Annotated in this window: 2 protein-coding genes; both read left to right on the top strand. The window is 45.2% G+C overall.

The features are described from left to right. Window positions 1-1,045, top strand: a 1,045-nt coding sequence (locus tag ACRCJ0_RS13875; RefSeq protein ID WP_431390816.1) for a helicase-related protein, incomplete at its 5' end; no start/stop codon positions are given. A gap of 102 nt (window positions 1,046-1,147) precedes the next feature. Further along, window positions 1,148-1,483, top strand: a 336-nt coding sequence (locus ACRCJ0_RS13870; protein ID WP_431390815.1) for an NTP transferase domain-containing protein, incomplete at its 3' end; no start/stop codon positions are given.

Below are 1,483 nucleotides of genomic sequence, written 5' to 3'. Positions count from 1 at the left end.
GTGGGCACGAGCTGTTGACTTCAAAGCCATGAAAATTATTGGTGGCGCCAATGTGAAGCGGCAAATTGAGAAAATTAGAGAAAGACCGGATATTGTAGTCGGAACTTCAGGCCGGATGATTGAACTGATTGACCAACGTAAGTTGAAGGTTCATGAAGTGGATACCATCATTATTGATGAGGCGGATGCTTTGTTAGATGAGGAACATATTGGCCAAACCAAGCAATTCGTTAAAAAATTACCGGGTAGAGCGCAAGTAGCTTTATTCTCAGCAACAGTACCAGATACTTTGGCTGGCTTAGCTAGTGACTTATTGGCTGAACCTGTGGTTGAATTGGCAGCTGAAAAAATAGGAACGGCCTTTGAAAAACAACGACAAGATGGCTATATTAACGTTCCTGTTCGTAAGCGTGACGATATGTTGCGTCGACTTGCTCAAGTTGAGGGGATGCAGGCCTTAGTCTTTGTCCGTACGGTAGCTGAAATTGAACAGTTACAACAAAAATTGCAGTTCAACCATATTCAAACGGCTTACCTACATTCGAAGATGGCGGCGCAAAACCGCCAGCAAGCTATTGCCAAGTTCACGAAGGGTGAATATACTTACCTATTTACAACGGACGTGGCGGCACGTGGTTTGGACATTGAAGACCTACCTTTGGTGATTCAGTATGATTTACCAGCGACCCCTGAACAATATACCCACCGGGCTGGGCGAACTGGCCGTATGGGGAAAGAGGGAATTGTCTTGACTTTCGTTAACGACCGTTCGCTTAGAGATTTGAAGAAGCAGGTTGGTGATGATATTCAACTGACAGCATTCTATACTTATGGGGGGCAACTGACGGACCAGGTACCGAGTGCGAGCCAGAACGACGAAGACCAACCCCTTTTACAGGAAGAAAAAGAGGGGGCGGCTGTCAAAGCAAAAGTACGGGTGAAAAAACCGAAACAAGCGAATAAAGCGGCGGCACCGGCGAAGGCGCGCAAGAAGAACCGGAAGCGAGATAATAAGAATAAAGGGGCTAGACGGCACAAGGATTAATCTAGACTGGTCGAGCAACTTGGAATTCGATACAATGAAGTAGTAATAATCGGTTATATAATGAATGATGGATAAATGATTTTAGAGGAGTGAATGTACATAATGAGCAACCGTTATGCAGTAATTCTAGCAGCAGGTAAAGGGACTCGTATGAAGTCTAAATTGTATAAGGTGTTACACCCAGTTGCGGGTAAACCTATGGTAGACCACGTTTTGACTAGTGTGAATGACGCTGGGATTGATGAAGTGGTGACGATTGTTGGTCATGGTGCGGAAGCGGTCCAAGAATTATTGGGCGACCGTACGGCTTATACAACGCAAACGGAGCAATTGGGTACTGGTCATGCGGTGCAACAAGCGGCGAATGAATTGGCTGACAAAGAAGGTACGACTTTAGTTATTTGTGGTGACACGCCTTTATTTACAGCAGATACGATT

The organism is Aerococcus sp. L_32, assembly GCF_050689315.1.
The sequence above is the reverse complement of the archived record's forward strand: the minus strand, read 5'-3'. Positions and strand labels throughout refer to the sequence as shown.